Source organism: Desulfotomaculum sp. 1211_IL3151 (genome assembly GCF_036763075.1).
Lineage (GTDB): Bacteria > Bacillota > Desulfotomaculia > Desulfotomaculales > Desulfotomaculaceae > Desulfotomaculum.
This window is the reverse complement of sequence record NZ_JBAIYV010000055.1, coordinates 1-1,402: the sequence shown is the minus strand read 5'-3', so window position 1 is coordinate 1,402 and position 1,402 is coordinate 1. Positions and strand designations below refer to the sequence as shown.

At 40.7% G+C, this 1,402-nt stretch carries 1 protein-coding gene and 1 pseudogene; one reads left to right on the top strand and one right to left on the bottom strand.

Annotated features, from left to right (window positions below):
• Nucleotides 1-334: 334 nt before the first annotated feature.
• Complete coding sequence (locus V6C11_RS15370) at nt 335-730, bottom strand: transposase (protein ID WP_333532083.1); 396 nt, start codon at nt 728-730, stop codon at nt 335-337.
• Nucleotides 731-846: 116 nt separating this feature from the next.
• On the opposite strand from V6C11_RS15370, the pseudogene V6C11_RS15365 reads away from it, so the two are divergent.
• Nucleotides 847-1,089: pseudogene (locus V6C11_RS15365) on the top strand (S8 family serine peptidase); the annotation flags it as partial.
• Nucleotides 1,090-1,402 lie beyond the last annotated feature (313 nt).

Below are 1,402 nucleotides of genomic sequence, written 5' to 3'. Positions count from 1 at the left end.
TCATATCGAGTTAAACCCAAGGGAGCCACCTGGGGTGGCTCCCACCATCAACTTACCGGCTCTCCATAACGGAACAGTCGGCCCTATATGAGAAGAAAGGGTGGCTCTGCCACCCCGGAATATTCAACCTGTGGAATTATCAATAAATCTTAAATCATTTTGTTTCCACAGGTTGCCTAATATCTTTTAAAGGTTATTCACAGTCGAATAGTTCCCTGAATTTTTGGTAGGTGGGATAGTCGTCAAATGCTTCAGAGATATCACTGTGGATATCCTGATATTAAACGGGTTCGCCGGAAGGGATAAGTTCATTTACCTCCTGTCTGAGTTTGGTCTAATAATAGTGTCCCCTTTTACAGGTGGGGGAATTTTTAATGAGCATATGGGGTAATTTTGAGTTGACAAATACACTGCGATCATATATATCTAAGATACCCATGAAATAAAAGAACCGATCTTCACCGTGAATATAACCGTATTTAATATCTATTTCCCATAGTTCATTGGGAGCTTCGATTTTACGATTAATAGCAAATCCTTCGGGGATGACTAATGGAAATCCTTCGTCAGGGGCCTTTTCCCAAGAAGCATATTTAGATTCCCTAACCCAACGACTAAGAGTTCTATCGTTAATGCCATGCCTCTTAGCAACTGGTACAATGTTACCTACTTCTTGTGCTTCACGAATTAACTGATCCTTCAATTCTTTAGGATATCTCTTTCTTTGCATGATTATCTCCCCCACACTTATTATTTTACCTCAATAAGAGTGGATGGCTCAAATCTGGTTAGGGGGCTAAATAGTGACGTTATTAACTTAAGTTTGGGTGGGGAAGGTGGTCACCTGTTTTAGAGGAGGCGGTACGTTATGCCATAAGTAAAGGGGTTGTGGTGATAGCTGCAGCAGGGAACGAGGCTTCGGATGCCGCTAATTATTCACCAGCCAACATTCGTGAGTGTATTACTGTTTCTGCAGTGGATCAATCAGGCGGGATAACTGATTTTTCTGATTATGGGTCAGTTGTGGATGTTGCAGCACCCTTTGTTTCTGCCATTACAGCACTTCTTCGAGTTATGATGATGATTTAAGTATCAGTAAAATGGAAGAAACTATTTACCGTTACTCTGACGATGCAGGTACAAAAGGAAAGGACTCTAGTTATGGCTATGGTATTGTGAACTTTACTAACTATAAGGTTAGTCATTAACCCAGCTTTAAAGAGCAAATCAGGATCTTCTTTAAGTGAAGGTGTCTTAGCTAAATTTAAAACCTTTAAGGAGCATTCCTGTAAGGAAATAAAATGACCTTTGAAAAAGAAAAGCACCTCCTGTAATATACTGGGTGTCGAGCTGTCTAGGCGACCGACCCCTAATTTAATCACACAGGAGGTACTTCAAAATG

Bases quoted from the DNA above. Each gene is read 5' to 3' on its own strand.
- V6C11_RS15370 (WP_333532083.1), bottom strand. From the start codon at position 730: ATGCAAAGAAAGAGATATCCTAAAGAATTGAAGGATCAGTTAATTCGT.